Consider the following 14,447-nt stretch of genomic DNA (forward strand, 5'->3'; position numbering starts at 1 on the left):
GAGCGCTGGCGGCACCTGATTGCGCCACGCGTCGTGGCGTGGCCCGCAGGGTGTCGTATCGACGCATCGCCCTGGCTTTTCGTGCCGGCAATTGGTGGGACTTTCATCGAGAGGTCGGGGCAGGGCCAGGGCGGAGATCCGCCCTGGAGTCGCCCTTCGCCCGATTCGCTCGCCTGTGGGCTCCACCTGATCTGAACACGACTGACTGCGGGAATCGAGCGCATCAAAGCTCGAAATCGATGGAAAGGCGGACTCACATGCGAAAGTATCGAGCGAGTGCGGTTTCTGCTGGAATCGTCGCCGGGTTTGCGGGCGTGATGGCCAGCGCAGGCGTGGTCTGGGCCGCCGATTCGGATCAGGGCACGGCTGACGCCCATCTGAGCTACGCGTGCAAGCACCAGCACACTGGACAGCTCCGCAGCGTGGACAGCCCGGACCAGTGCCAGGCCTCGGAGGAGCTGGTGTCCCAGCCCCGCACGAGCAAGGGCTTCGTGGGTCAGCAGGTCTTCAAGGGCGAGCGTGGTCCCCAGGGGCCCCAGGGGCCCAAGGGCGAGCCAGGCCCGCAGGGGCTGCAGGGGCCCAAGGGCGAGCGGGGTCCTCAAGGGCCCCAGGGGCCGCAGGGGCCCAAGGGCGAGCGCGGCGAGCCGGGCGCGCCGGGGCAGGCGGGGCTCGTCGGCCCGCAGGGGCTCGTCGGCCCGCAGGGCATCAAGGGCATCGACGGCGTGCGCGGCCCTCAGGGGCCCAAGGGCGAGATGGGTCCTCAGGGCTTCAAGGGCGCTGACGGCGCGCGTGGGCCTCAGGGGCCCATGGGCCCCAAGGGCGAGCGCGGTCCGCAGGGGCCCCAGGGGCCGCAGGGGCCCAAGGGCGAGCGCGGCGAGCCGGGCGCGCCGGGGCAGGCGGGGCTCGTCGGCCCGCAGGGGCTCGTCGGCCCGCAGGGCATCAAGGGCATCGACGGCGTGCGCGGCCCTCAAGGGCCCAAGGGCGAGATGGGTCCTCAGGGCTTCAAGGGCGCTGACGGCGCGCGTGGGCCTCAGGGGCCCCAGGGCCCCAAGGGCGAGATGGGTCCTCAGGGTCCCAAGGGCGAGCGCGGCGAGCGCGGTCCCCAAGGGCCCGCGGGTGCTCCGGGCGCCATCGGTCCCCAGGGCCTCAAGGGCACGGACGGCGCCAAGGGCCTCCAGGGTGCCCAGGGTCTCAGGGGCGAGATCGGTCCTCAGGGCCTCAAGGGCGCCGACGGCGCGCGCGGTCCTCAGGGTCCCCAGGGCCCCAAGGGCGAGATGGGTCCCCAGGGTCCCCAGGGCCCCAAGGGCGAGATGGGTCCTCAGGGCCCCAAGGGCGAGCGCGGTCCGCAAGGGCTCCAGGGTCCGCAGGGCCCCAAGGGCGAGGTCGGTCCTCAGGGCCCGGCGGGCGCTCCGGGCGCCATCGGTCCCCAGGGCCACAAGGGCATCGACGGCGCCAAGGGCCTCCAGGGTCCCCAGGGGCTCAGGGGCGAGATCGGTCCCCAGGGCCTCAAGGGCGCCGACGGCGCGCGCGGTCCGCAGGGTCCCCAGGGCCCCAAGGGCGAGATGGGTCTTCAGGGTCCGCAAGGCCCCAAGGGCGAGCGCGGCGAGCGCGGTCCCCAGGGCCCCGCGGGCGCTCCGGGCGCCATCGGTCCCCAGGGCCACAAGGGCGTCGACGGCGCCAAGGGCCTCCAGGGTCCCCAGGGGCTCAGGGGCGAGATCGGTCCCCAGGGCCTCAAGGGCGCTGACGGCGCGCGCGGTCCTCAGGGTCCCCAGGGCCCCAAGGGCGAGGTCGGTCCCCAGGGTCCGCAAGGCCCGAAGGGCGAGCGCGGTCCCCAGGGCCCCGCGGGCGTTCCGGGCGCCATCGGTCCCCAGGGCCACAAGGGCGTCGACGGCGCCAAGGGCCTCCAGGGTCCGCAAGGCACCAAGGGCGAGCGCGGTCCCCAGGGTCCCCAGGGTCCGCAAGGGCCCAAGGGCGAGCGCGGCGAGCGCGGTCCCCAGGGCCCCGCGGGCGTTCCGGGTGCCATCGGTCCCCAGGGCCTCAAGGGCGTCGACGGCACCAAGGGCCTCCAGGGTCCGCAAGGCACCAAGGGCGAGCGCGGTCCCCAGGGTCCCCAGGGTCCGCAAGGGCCCAAGGGCGAGCGCGGCGAGCGCGGTCCCCAGGGCCCCGCGGGTCCCGCGGGCTCCATCGGTCCCCAGGGCCTCAAGGGCGCCGACGGCGTCAAGGGCACCCAGGGTCTGCAGGGTCCGCAGGGTCCGAGGGGCGAGCGCGGCCCGCAAGGGCCCATGGGGTCGCCCGGCATCGCCAAGATCCGCGTGGTCTCGGTGACGCGCGAGGCAGGGCCGACGAGCGCGTTCGTCAACGTCAAGGCGCTCTGCAACGCGGGTGAGGTCGTGCTCAGCGGCGGATTCTCGATCTCCGGCGGAGCCCAGGCGACCAGCAGGGTGGTGGAGAACTCGCCGCTCGAAGCCGCCGACGAGGGCCGCGCGGGCTGGACCTCGACCGCCGTGTTCGAGGGCGGCTACGGCAAGAAGGGGCAGACGGTGGCGCTGACCACGTTCGCGGTCTGCGCCGAGGTGCCCGAGCGCTGAAGGCGATCGACCGCAGGGCCATGCTCACGGGCTCGTGAGCCCCACCTCTCGACCAGCTGCCCCCTGTCCCCTTCACAACGGCCCTGAGGACAGGGGACAGCTGGCTCACCCCCTCAGCTTGCTCCTCGCGCACCGCACGCACGGCGAGAGGCCGCGCCCCGTCCCGCCGCCCAGCATGGCGGGACCCGCGAGCCCCCACCGTCGCGAGCCCACCGGTCACCGGTCGCGAGCTCCAGCCTCCCCCCCGGCGCGGACACCGACGCGCTGCGACGCGCCACGACGGCGAGGTGCCCCCGCACGCCGCCCAGAGTCCACAATGTAGGACAATCCCCGCCATCGACCCACCACGGTCCAGGTGCCGGGCCGGACCGTGGCGCAGCTTGCACGCTTTTCGCAAGGAGCCCGGGCGGTGACAACGTGAACACTGGGCTCTTCCTCGGCACCGAAAAAAATGCGCGGCCGCGGCGATTTGTGCCGGAATTCCGGCGCGCCATGGCTGCTGTGCTCGGGGGAGAGGCCGCGGCGCGCGACGCCGCGGTGGTGCCCTTTGTCACAGCTGTCGTCATGTGCCACAGCAGTGCTTTCACGTAGTCAACTCACCGGCTGGTGAAGGCATCCCCTCACTTCAACCCAGAGGTACGAGGCATGCTGAGGAGATTCACAGAGAATCCTCCGAGCCTCATAGACTCTGTGGTAACTTCCCCCAGTGAACGAGGACACGAAGGAGGGGTTTCTCTCAGGTCAGACCACATGCCTCCGAGCGCATCCCAGAGGGGAACCATGAGCGTAGATTACCCTATGAAGACGACCCAGCATGCACCGATGACCCGCGCGCGCCACAACCATCTTGTGATCGCGCACGTGCTGAACTCCTTCCAGGTGGGAGGCGCGGAGCAGGTCGTGGTGGATCTGGCCGGGCTGCAGCGCGAGGCGGGGCATGAGGTGATGGTCGTGGGCATCGAGACGAACCCCGACGGGCCGCGCGCCGCGCAGCTCCGGGAGCGCGGCGTCGCGGTCCACATGCTCCCGAAGCGCCCCGGCTTCGACCTCAAGCTGCCCGGGAAGCTCGCGGCGTTCTTCGCCAAGCACGGTGTCTCCATCGTGCACTCGCACAACCAGCTGCCGCTCATCTACGCGACGGCCGCGGGCCGGCTCCACCGCGTGCCCGTGTGCCACACGCTGCACGGCGCCATGTTCGATCAGGGCCGCCGGGCGTGGCTGCGGCACATGGCGGCCAAGCTCGCCGACGCGCACGTGGCCGTGTCGCAGCCGACGGCCGACTTCATGCTGAAGCACAACGAGGTCCCGAGCTCGAAGCTGCACGTCGTCCTCAACGGCATCGATCTCTCCCGGTTCAGGCCGGACTCCGCGGCCCGGCGCCGCATCCGGACCGAGCTCGGCATCCCCCAGGACGCGTGGGTCGCCGGGGCCGTCGGGCGCCTGTCCCAGGTCAAGAACCACGCCCTCCTGCTCCGCGCGGCCGCGAACGCGGGTGTCCTGTCGGACAACGGGCGCCTGCTCCTCGTCGGGGACGGGCCGGAGGCCGCCTCGCTGCGCGCCCTCGCCGAGGAGCTCGGCATCACCGACCGCGTCGTGTTCGCCGGCGAGCGGCACGACGTCCCGGAGCTCCTCTCCGCGAGCGACGTCTTCGTCCTCTCGTCGACGTCGGAGGGGCTGCCGCTCTCCATGGTCGAGGCCATGGCCACCGGCCTGCCCGTGGTCTCGACCGCCGTGGGCGGCATCCCTGCCCTGATCACCGACGGCGACACGGGCTTCCTCGTGCCCTCGGACGACGTCGGCGCGCTCGCCGCGAAGCTCGCCGAGCTCAAGGCAGATCCCGCGCGGTCCGCGGCGATGGGCAAGCGGGGGCGGAAGCTCGCGCTGGGGCGCTACTCGGCCGAGCGCATGATGGCGAGCTACATGGATATCTACGAGACGCTCCTGGCCCGGCGGGAGTCGGAGCGCCGCGCCGTGCTGCGGCCGAGCGAGCTGCTCGCCGGCTTGAACGCGTAGCCGCACGCCCCGCTAGAGGCGCGGCCACCCCTTCGCGGGGCGTCGAGGCCGCGCCGAGAGCGACCGAAAAGGCACGGGAGACGCAGAGAGTGGACCCATTCTCTGCGCCCTCCGTGCCTTTTCGGTCAGTGCTCGCGTCAAGGCGCGCGGGGAATCGTCGAGATCGCGCGGGGGACCGTGGCGAGCGACGCAGGCGACGAGATCCCCGACGTCCGGGAGGACCGCGTCTGCGTCTGAGCGCGACCGGACGGCGGCCGCGCCTCCAGCGCGCCGACGTCGCGCACGTCCATCGACGAAGGCGCGAGCGGTGCCCGCGGCGGCGGCGGCGCGACCGTGCTCCGGGGCAGCGGCGCGATCGCGCTCCGCGACGGCGGCGCGATCGTGGCCCGCGACGGCGGCACGATGGTGGCCCGCGACGGCGGCGCGATGGTGGCCCGCGACGGCGGCGCGACCCCGACCGCAGCCTGCGCCTCGCGCACCGCTGCCAGCATCGACCGCGCGTCCGGCCAGCGGTCCGCCTGCGAGAACTCGAGCGCGCGGTCCACCACCCGCACCACGGCGGGGTGCATCGACGGCTGGATCCGCGCGAGCGACGGGATCGGACACGTCATCCGCAGGAAGAAGAGCTCGTTGACGGTCGGCGCGTCCTGCACGTACCGGTTCGTGAGCAGCGAGAACATCGTCGCCCCGAGCGCCCAGATGTCCGTCCGCGCATCGACGAGATCCCAGCGCGCGCGCGCCTGCTCGGGCGGCATGTACGCCGGCGTCCCCATCGCCCGCAGCCCCGCGAGCGACGTCTGCGACGAGGGGACCCGCAGGCGCGCGATGCCGAAGTCGAGGATCTTCACCCCGTGCTCGCGGGTGAGGAAGATGTTGTCGGGCTTCAGATCCCGGTGAACGACACCGTTCTCGTGCGCGGCCGCGAGCACCTCGAGGATCTGCTCGCTCAGGGCGAGGACCTCGGCCGGAGGGAGCGGGCCCTTCTGCGCCTTCCAGCGCTGGAGGAGCGTCTCGCCCTCCAGGAGCTCGATCACCAGGAAGGGCGACCCGTCCTCGGTCACGTCGTCCGCGAGCACCGCCGCGACCCCGGGGTGATTCACGGTGTTCACGATGGCCTTCTCGCGGAGGAACCGGGCCCGATCCACCTTGTCCCGCGCCCGCGCGGGGTGCAGCAGCTTGATCGCGACCCGCTGGCCGCCCCGATGCGTCGCGGCATAGACAGCCGCCATCCCCCCGAGGCCGATCAGCGCATCCAGCCGCCACGCGCCGTTGAGCACCGCCCCTACGCGTGCCTGCGCCATCTGGACGTGCGTGACATTCTCGGAGTCCATGGCTGCTTCTCTCTGTGTGCGTGCCCTCGGGCAACCGACGCTTCAACGCTCGCGACGCAAGAACGGCTGTCTTCTTTACGTTCCCGGTGTCATGCACCGGCGCTACGGCGGAATCGGAGCTCCACGATGGCGGGCTAGGGGTGCAACTCGTCGGAACCGCGACCGGTCCGGCCGTCCTGCGTCACCGAACCAGGAGACGCCTGGGGTGGGCGGTGTCCAACAGCACGTCATTTCATGGAAAAGTTCAGCAAGAGCTGCGCCACGGAGACCCGCGTCGAGGACCGCGGCGAACGGGCAGCGCGCATGGGGCGAATCGCCTCCCTGCGGCAAGATGCCACGACCATTGCGCCGCCACGGGTCGCTCGGGTCCTCGTGGGAGCGGGCGCCGACACGGTGTCGACGCCTCCTTCGATGAGCCCGCTGCAATCGTGATCTCCGGGCCGAGCGGCGCTCGGCATCGCAGGGTGTGGGGAGGAGCGCGCCGCGCGTGTCCTCGCGCGGCGCGCGTCGTCCGCGGAGGGCCCGCTCGCGCGCGAGGTCAGTGGAGGCCCCTCATCGTCGGGTCGCCCAGCTTGAACGCCGACAGCGCCTGGCGGATGAAGACCGGCACGGAGACGTAGCCCTCGAGCGCGACGCAGGCGCGGTTCGAGGAGCACGTGCAGCGATAGAAATCGCTGAAGTCGTCGTCGTCTGCGTCGGCGTCCTCCTGGCATCCGGGCACGCCGTCCCGCAAGACCTCGCCGTCAGGCGCGATGGCGGCGACCGTCGGATCCCACCGCACGATCGGCTGCCCGCTCTCCGGGCTCAGCTTCACCTTGTGCCAGTCCGCCTTGCCGTCGCCGTCGAGGTCGGGGCCGGGCTCCGTGACATACGCCCTGGCCAGGAGCTCGTTGGCATACTCCAGCACGCGAGCGCCGATGCCCTTCTGCACGACCTTGCCGAAGATGGTCTCGGTCCCGTACGCCTTCGCCACGAACACCTTCCCCGACGGATGGTGGAGCTCGATCCGGTTCGGGAAGCCAGGATCGGTGTCCGCGCCGGTCTCCCAGATGTGCATCATGTCCAGCCATCTCTGCTTCTGGTTCTCGGGCAGGTAGAGGAGCGTCCAGGCGATCAGGAACTTCTGCTGCTCCCAGCCGATCTGGGGGTCGAGGATCGCGACCTTGGCCGGGGCCCGCGGGTTCCACGGCGCGCTGTCGACCGCGCCGTACGCGCTGCAGACGATGCTCCCGGCGCCGGGGAAGCAGCTCTCCGGCCCGGCCTCGCCCCACCACGACGTCCAGCCGAGCGCGCTGGCCGGATACCCGCTCGCGTCCCTCACGGGACGGCCGCGATCGTCGGCCTCGACGCGCACCCCCTTGATGGCGTCGTCGCCCGTGAGGTTGTTGGCCAGCCAGCGGCGGTACCCTTCCGGGAACACGTCGGCGAGCGAGACCGCGCGGTAGCGCGCGTCGAGGAAGTCGTGCCGCGAGTCGCTGACGAAGTTGTCGACCGACTCGGTCATCAGCATCGCCACCCACGCCTTGTCGTAATAAGAGCCGGCGTTCATCGTGTACGACGAGTCGTACTCGCCCTTGTCCTCCGCGAGCGCGTTCTCGAGCGGCTTGCCGCCGAAGGCCACGTCGCCGAAATAGCCCGTGGCGCCGTTCGGGACGACCACCACCGTATCCCCGGGGTCGCCGAAGACGTCGCTCGACGACCGGAGGACGGTATCGCCCTCGGGCAGGAAGTGCTCGCCCGGCTGCGGGCGCGCCATCTGGAGCGCGAAGTGATCGAACGCGATCCCGGCCGCGAGGATGTTCTGCTGGAAGAGGCTGCCCGCGACGTGCACCCAGAACGTGTCGAAGTCGTAGCCGCGGTCCAGCGCGAACTCGCGGTAGATGTTCGCGACCAGCCCGAGGCCCTTCGCGCCGTCGCGCATCTTGGCGTTGTAGCGGTTCAAGGTCCGCTCCGACGCCGCGCGCACGCTGAAGGCCTGCCGGTCGCGGCGGTAGTTGTCGAAGATGTGATTCACCTCCTGCTGCGTGATGAAGAAGTTGAAGAGCTCATAGGCGTCCGCGCCGCTGTCGTGCCGGTACACGCTCAGGTTGCCGAGATCGGCCCACCGGTCGCTCGCGAAGCCGTAGGGGACGCGGGTGCGCCCCGCGGGGTCCACCGAGGGCCCCTTCACGCCCTTCGGCGTCTCCAGCGCGCGCCACGGCACGTAGTCGACCTGCTGCTGCCGGCACCGCGTGTACTTGCCGTCGACCGGCACGATGTGCCCGTCGAGCACGGGGTGCCAGGCGCCGCCCTGCTCCTCGTCCCAGTCCGAGGGCCTGAAGGCGCTCGGGTCGACCTCGACGCAGCTGCCCGGCCGGATCAGGTCGTATTTGTTCTGCAGGTCGGAGTAGTGGATGTCCTCGTCGTCGTACTCGGGCTGGATGCCGAGGATGCCGCCGAAGTCGTCGATCTTGGCGAGCATGCCCTTGCCGCGCGGGGTGCCCGCCCTGTAGCTCGGGTCGGCGTGCACCGAGACGACGTCGCCGTAGAACATGCGGGCCGCGGCGAAGTCGTAGGCGCCGAGCCCGATGAGGTCCTGCGTGGGCTCGCCGGCGTAATCCATGGTCGACGAGTGCATGAACATCCAGATCAGGTTCTTGCGCTCGTCCTCGGTGACGGGGTCGTAGTAGCGCGGCCCGACGCACGCCTCGCCGTCCTCCGAGAGCGTCTCGCACGGCGTCTTCACGCGCCCGTTGTTCGTGCGCAGCTGCCAGTATTGCGGCCGGTAGCCCCAGGCGTCGGACGAGCTCACGAAGTTGTGGCGCAGGCCGACGGAGTGGCCCATCTCGTGGAGGATCACCGCGTAGTGCGCCCGCTGCGCGAGGTAGCGCCGCATGGCCTCGGCGCGCCGCAGCTTCTGCGCGGCGTCCCCCTCGCCGAAGCGGCCGTGCTTGCTCGCGAATTTCTCCTCCAGGATGTCCGCCAGGTCGGCGGTGGCGAGCGGCGCCGGCGCCTCGTGCATCACGCACGCGCCGCGCTCGGCCAGCGCCACCTCCTTCAGGTTCCTGAGCTCGCGCTGCACGCTCGGGTTCGCCCCGCGGAGCGGCGAGGCGAAGCGCATCACCTCGTCCGTGAGCGGCAGCGCCTCCACGCCGGTGAGCTGCTGGATCGTCTTCGTCGTGAGCTCCGCCTCGAGCTCGGTGCCCACCGCGGACTTGCGGCGCGCCTCGTACACGGCGCGCATGCTGTCCGGCGCCGTCGCGTCGGCCGCGATGGCGCGCACCTCCTTCGAGAGCCGCCGGAGGTCCTCGCGCAGCGCTGGATCGCGCGCCAGCTGGCCGGAGATCCCGGCGGCGTCCTCCGCGGCAACCCCGGCGGCCCCGGCGACCCGCCGGGCGATCTCCTCCCGCGTGAGCCGCGGCAGCGCGCCGCCCCTCGACGCGCCGTCGCTCGCCTGCGCCCAGTCCCGGACGTAGTCGCCGTCGGTGACCTCCTCGGTCTTCAGCTCTCCCTGGATGTAACGGGCCGCGTCGACGATGCCCTGGCTCCAGATGTCGTTGACGTGCGTCCAGACGTTGATGCTCGACGCGATCTTCTCGCCGGTGAGCGGGTCCTCCGAGTCGCTGTAGATGCCCCAGGCCGAGGGCGACTGCGGCGCCTCGAAGTTGTTGATCTGGTGATAGCGCAGGTCGCCGATCCGCGCGCTCAGCGCCGCCCCGCACGCCTTCATCAGCGCGGGATCGCGCCCCGCCTCCTTCCGGCGCTCGTCGCTGCACATCCTCGCCGTCACCCCCTCCGGCAGCCGGGGGCCGCCGCACGCCTCCGGGTCGGTGGCCTCGACCGGGCTGTGGCAGAGCACGATCATCTCGGGCATCTTGGCGAGCGCGACGACGCCCGGCGCGTAGCCGCGCCGCTCGCCGAGCTCGTCGGCGAGCGCGTCGCACCCCTGCCCCGCGCGCGCCGCGTCGCGCCGGCACGCGTCGACCTCGCGCGCGAGCGCGACGGCGTCGGCGCTGTCGTCCATCTGGCCGTCGTAGACCGGGAACGCCGCGCTGCAGCGCGCCGCGTCGCCCGTCGTCCGGACGCACTCGACGTGCTTGGCGGTGACGACGGCGCTGCGCAGGGCGACGTCCCACTCGTGCGCCGCCGAGGCCGTGGCGTCGAAGTAGTCGGGGTTGCTGTTCGACGTCACGTACCAGGCTTGCGGCACGGCCTCTCGACGCTGGTACGGCAGGGTGCATCGCTGCTTGAACGTGTCGCACCGCGAGCCGGGGCCCACCGTCACCCGCGCTCCATCGACGTCCATCGTCGCCCCGGTGACGGCCTCGCACTCGTCCTCGGTCCCGTTGTCGTCGTCGTCGCGGTGCGGGTCCGAGCCCACCGGCGTCGTCTCGGGCGTGAAGCACCGGATCTCGCCCGTCATGCCCTCCGGATCGGCGTAGTAGTGGCTGCGCTCCCAGAGGTTGTACCGGGTGATCATCCGGTGCCATTTGGCGTCGCTCATGCCGTAGTTGCGCGCGTACCCGAAGCGCTCTCGCACGAAGGGGCCGAACGCCTGGAACCGGTATCCGTCCCACTCCGCGGGCTCGTAGTCCCGATCGACGACGCGGCGGAACGACTGCCGCAGCGTGACCTCGACCGGGTTGCACGAGCCGACCGGCGCGGTGCCGCCGGGGAAGTCGGCGTCGAGCATGCAGGCCGGGAAGCTGCCGACGCCCCACCCGAGGTGGCTCAGATCGATGAGCTGGGGCATCGCGAAGGCCTTGTTGGTGACGTCGAAATATCCCTCCTCGGGGTCGAAGTGGGGCGCGTCGGGGTGGCTCGGGTCGCTCACGTAATAGGAGAGCGGCTCGTACTGCACGCCGCCGTAGACGCCGATGAGCGACAGCGTGTCGAAGTCGTAGGAGTCGACGTTCAGGTTCTTCGACCAGTCGACGCGCATGTACTCCCGCGCGTACCAGGGGCGGTCGGTCGTGTTTTCGACGACGACGTTGGTCTCCTCCCCCGTCGACCGGTTGTAATCGCGCTGGACGTCGAAATGCGAGAGGATCTTGTACGCGACGGCCACGACGCCGTCGTCCGTGGCGGCGCCGGCGCCCTTGCCGTCGGTGTCGTTCACGCGCTCGTAGGTGAGGCGCCCGATCAGGAGGTCTTCCTGGATGACCCACTTGATGCGCGCGACCTCCGCCTGCGCGTACGAGGACGAGAAGAGCCCGTCCTGCGAGGCGCCGTAGCCCACGTCGACCACCGTGGTGCGCGTCCAGAACTCCGGATCGTCCTCCTTGCTCTGCAGATCGGCGCCCACGAAGAACGATTTCGCCAGCGCGTTCGCCTGCACCTGGCTGAGCGGCCTCCGCTCCTCGGCGCAGCCCGCGATCGAGCCCGCGGCCGCCGCGAGCAGTGCCAGTCTCACGATCCAACTCATCGCAGCGTCCTCCTCTGCAGCTCGGCCCGAGCGCGCCTGCCCCCATGAGAGACCCGGCGTCCCCACGCGATCTGCGTGACGGCCGCCCTGATTGCGCGATCGGCGTCTCTGCTCCCCCATCGAGTCGCCCCATCGGGCCAGCGGCACATCGCGTGCCACACGCCTCCAATCGCCCTTCTTGGCGGCGAATCTCCGGTCGTGCGGCGGTGTCCTGTCGACCTCCGCCGCGACCGTGCGGCGCCGCCAGCGTTAGTGGACTGACGCCTCCGCCCGCCCGCGCGCGAATCCCCGGCTCGCTCGGGCTGCTTCGGGCGGAAACGGCGCTCAGCACACGAATCGATCCTCGAAGCCCGGTTGTTCCGGGCGTTCACCGCAGGCCCCCCGCGAGGGCGCTCGTCGCGCGGCGCGGCGCGGGGGATGGCCTCCCCCGCCCGGCTGCGGTATTGACGACCTCACCCGATCGGGAGGAACGCAGTGCCTGAGGGAGACGTCCTGCTCTCGAACGCCGACGGCGCCATCCGGGCGCTCGGCCCCACCGTGCTCGTCTGCGAGTGCCCGGGCGACGACCTCGACCTCGCCGTGCGCCGCATCGCCGCGTTCGCGCTGACCGCCTCGCTGATCATCGTGGGCATCGTGGCCGCGCGCGCGGCGCCCTTTCCCATCCTCTTCATCGCGGGGACATGGACCGCGGGCGCCACCGCGGCGCTGCTCATCGTCCGCCGGCGCCGCCGGCTCCACGGCCTGTTCCTCCTCGACTTCGAGCGGGCCGAGATCGTCCAGGAAGGCCGCGGCTTCCGGCGGACCTTTCCCATCCAGGCGATCGCCCGCGTGTCGACCCCGCCGGCCTCGGACGCCGACGTCGACGAGCCGGGCCTCGCGCCGCGCTGGCTGCTCCTCCACCTGTCGACCGGGGAGCAGCTGCGCCTGGGCAGGGCGCCCGCGTACGCGCTCGGCCCCGCGCTCGCGTTCCTCAAGCGGGCCGGCGTCGAGGCGTGAGCGCGCCCGCCGCCGGCCCCGGCCGCGACGTCAGGGCCTGGGCAGGCTGGGGTAAGGCGGGCCGAACTGCCTGACCACCGTCCGCGCCTCCGAGAGGAACGGCGTCTTCATCGTCTCGTCCTGGTAGATCGGCCGGACGACGCAGGTGGGGTTGCTGCATTGCCCCGGATCGGGCTCGGGGAACATGACGTCGGCCACGAGCCAGAACCTGTCGCCCGAGTCCTCCGGGGTGAACGCCACGGGCCCCTCGGGATCGTAGAAGCCGGTGGGCCCGAGATCGGCCCCGAGCTCGCCGTTGCAGAAGATCTTGATCCGCGGGTGCACGTCGAACGACGCCGTGCCGCCGAAGTAGTGCACGGCGACCCGCATCCAGCCGTCCTTCGGCGGGAAGTCGACGTTGATGTTCTCCGGCGCGCAGAAGTTCGGGTTGTCAGGGTCGGTGATGCGGTGCAGGCAGGCGATGTTGTCGAGGTCGAGCCGCGGGTTGTGGCACCCCTGGCCGTAGGAGCGCCACGCGTCCCCCACGCCGCGGGGCGCGTAGAAGCACGTGTTGTTGGTCTCCTCCGGATCGAGATACCAGTTCACCGGCTCGGGCGGCGCCGCGTCGTCGCCGAACCAGCGGATGGACGAGCCCTCCACGAGGCCCTCGAGCGTGCAGTTCCCGTAGCCGCACGCGACGCTCGAGCCGCCGATCGTCCAGGGCTGCGTGTTGTTCGGCTTGTGGAGGTAGAGGTCCAGATCGACGCTGTACGGATCGTGCTCCCACTCGAGCTCGACGCGCAGGCCGCGGGCGCCGACGAACAGCGGGTAGGCGCAGGTCGCGGTCTCGCCGCCCGCCGCGCGCTTCGTGTACGTGACCGTGTACTCGCCCGACTGCAGGGGCTTGAAATCGTCCGCCGGGTCCGAGCCGCCGACCGAGGGGCACGGGTCCACGCCCGGCGGGCAGGCCACGGTCCAGACCTCGGAGCCCGGGAGCGCATCCCCGCTGAACGAGCCGGTGCCCTCCTTCAGGTCGACGTTCGCGAACGGGGCCGCCTGGATCGGGTGGCACCCCGTCGCGTCCCTCATGTGGCAATCCTCGTCCGCGTGCACCCCGCCGACGCACGGGCCCCACGTGCCCGTCTCGTCGCAGAGCTGGGTGCCGGGGTAGCACCCCGGGCTGTGCCGGAAGGACGGGTCGCCGCGAAAGCAAGAGTGCGCCTGGCCCGCGATGCACGCGCACGTCTCGTCGATCATCCCGTTGCAGTCGTCGTCGAGCCCGTCGTGGTCCACGCCGAGCTCATCCACGCCGCACAGCTCCACGGGACCGCAGGCGCTGCCGCACGGGTTGACCGCCACGTCGGGCGCCTCCTCGGTCGCCCCTCCATCGATGTTGAGCATGCCGCCGAAGCCGTCGGATTCGCCCGTCTGGGCGCCCGGCTCGCCGGCGGAGCCGCCCGCCTCGCCGGCGCCGCCCGCCCCGCCGGCGCTCGCGCTGCTCCCCGGCGTCCCGTCGAAATCGAACCGTATGCCTTCGGCGCTGCAGCCCGCCGCGACGCCGACGCCCGACGCCGCGGCTGCGATGACGACCGGGAACACGGTCAGGACACGATGACGAAACATGAGACCTCCACTCGGGACCTCGACACGCGGCCGCAGGGAGACTGCGGCCGCTCAGCGCCACAGCGAAGAGCACCGTACCTTAGCAAAGCCGAGACGCTGCAGCCCGAGGGCGCGCGCGATTGCGCGCGCAGGGATGGCAGCCCACGATGCCTCGGCCTTCATCGGTGAGAGATAAACACAGCTTGCGGGCTCAACAGGCGACGCGCAGCGCTCCCTAGCACGGCCTCCGTCCGGCGTCGGCGACAACGAACCGACGAGAGCCAGCGAGGAGCGTTTTCCGGAGCCTTCGAGTCAGGCGAATCACTATCAGGCGAACCACTACAGATTCACCGGCCCGGCGAGCGCGGCAGTGCGCCTCGGGCGCCGGCGTGCGGGGCACGGGGGGCAGGCTCGTTCGACGAGCCGCGGTGCGCCCCGGTCGACCGGTCGAGCTCGCTCGGAGGTGTGCACAGGGCTCCTCGCCCTCTGGGATCAGGCCGCTCGGGCCATCCGTGGGGCGCGCGGCGCGCCCGC

Annotated in this window: 6 protein-coding genes; 3 read left to right on the top strand and 3 right to left on the bottom strand. The window is 71.7% G+C overall.

All coding sequences use genetic code 11. The features are described 5' to 3' along the window. The first annotated feature begins 317 nt into the window (after nucleotides 1–317). Nucleotides 318–2,588 (top strand): hypothetical protein, encoded by a 2,271-nt coding sequence (locus WMF26_RS33070; RefSeq protein WP_437995975.1) that lies wholly within the window; start codon nucleotides 318–320, stop codon nucleotides 2,586–2,588. A 798-nt stretch (nucleotides 2,589–3,386) separates the two neighbouring features. Further along, on the top strand, nucleotides 3,387–4,601 hold the full coding sequence (locus tag WMF26_RS33075; RefSeq protein ID WP_437995976.1) for a glycosyltransferase: 1,215 nt from the start codon (nucleotides 3,387–3,389) through the stop codon (nucleotides 4,599–4,601). Nucleotides 4,602–4,738: 137 nt separating this feature from the next. Here WMF26_RS33075 and WMF26_RS33080 read toward each other — a convergent pair whose 3' ends face one another. Beyond that, complete coding sequence (locus WMF26_RS33080) at nucleotides 4,739–5,932, bottom strand: serine/threonine-protein kinase (protein WP_437995977.1); 1,194 nt, start codon at nucleotides 5,930–5,932, stop codon at nucleotides 4,739–4,741. A 538-nt stretch (nucleotides 5,933–6,470) separates the two neighbouring features. After that, entirely contained in the window at nucleotides 6,471–11,324 is a 4,854-nt protein-coding gene (locus WMF26_RS33085; protein ID WP_437995978.1) for a hypothetical protein, read from the bottom strand. A gap of 486 nt (nucleotides 11,325–11,810) precedes the next feature. Between WMF26_RS33085 and WMF26_RS33090 the strand changes: the two genes are divergently transcribed. Continuing rightward, nucleotides 11,811–12,332, top strand: coding sequence for a hypothetical protein (locus WMF26_RS33090; RefSeq protein ID WP_437995979.1), 522 nt, complete (start codon nucleotides 11,811–11,813; stop codon nucleotides 12,330–12,332). 30 nt (nucleotides 12,333–12,362) lie between these two features. Here the strand turns inward: WMF26_RS33090 and WMF26_RS33095 are convergent, their stop codons facing one another. After that, a complete protein-coding gene (locus WMF26_RS33095; RefSeq protein ID WP_437995980.1) occupies nucleotides 12,363–13,934 on the bottom strand; it encodes a hypothetical protein in 1,572 nt (523 codons plus the stop codon). Between the last annotated feature and the right edge of the window lie 513 nt (nucleotides 13,935–14,447).

It is taken from the genome of Sorangium sp. So ce185, from assembly GCF_051526825.1.
Lineage (GTDB): Bacteria > Myxococcota_A > Polyangia > Polyangiales > Polyangiaceae > Sorangium > Sorangium cellulosum_D.

Bases quoted from the DNA above. Each gene is read 5' to 3' on its own strand.
- WMF26_RS33080 (WP_437995977.1), bottom strand. From the start codon at position 5,932: ATGGACTCCGAGAATGTCACGCACGTCCAGATGGCGCAGGCACGCGTA.
- WMF26_RS33075 (WP_437995976.1), top strand. From the start codon at position 3,387: ATGAAGACGACCCAGCATGCACCGATGACCCGCGCGCGCCACAACCAT.
- WMF26_RS33070 (WP_437995975.1), top strand. From the start codon at position 318: ATGGCCAGCGCAGGCGTGGTCTGGGCCGCCGATTCGGATCAGGGCACG.
- WMF26_RS33095 (WP_437995980.1), bottom strand. From the start codon at position 13,934: ATGTTTCGTCATCGTGTCCTGACCGTGTTCCCGGTCGTCATCGCAGCC.